Origin of the sequence: Bacillus sp. SIMBA_008, assembly GCF_046535495.1 — a bacterium.
Taxonomy (GTDB): domain Bacteria; phylum Bacillota; class Bacilli; order Bacillales; family Bacillaceae; genus Bacillus; species Bacillus subtilis.
This window is the reverse complement of record NZ_JAWRWL010001453.1, coordinates 1-228: the sequence shown is the minus strand read 5'-3', so window position 1 is coordinate 228 and position 228 is coordinate 1. Positions and strand designations below refer to the sequence as shown.

Annotated in this window: 1 pseudogene; it reads left to right on the top strand. The window is 45.6% G+C overall.

Features of this window, described 5'->3' with window-relative positions:
- Nucleotides 1-228 (top strand): annotated as a pseudogene (locus tag SB658_RS28305) (ABC transporter permease); the annotation flags it as partial.

Genomic DNA, 228 nt, shown 5'->3' with positions numbered 1-228 from the left:
CCTTTCAAGCAATCTACCAGTCATCACAGCTTCCACAACAAGGGCCAGCTGTCACATTACCTTTGCTGCGTATGCTGAACGCATTGACAGATGGAATGGTGATCGCCATTCTCCTACTTGTTTGCATGCTGCTCATCGGTATAGCTCTTCTCTCTCTTCATCTTGCTATGACTGCTTCTATAGAAGAGGACGAACGTGAAATTGGAATATTGAAGGTGCTTGGGATTC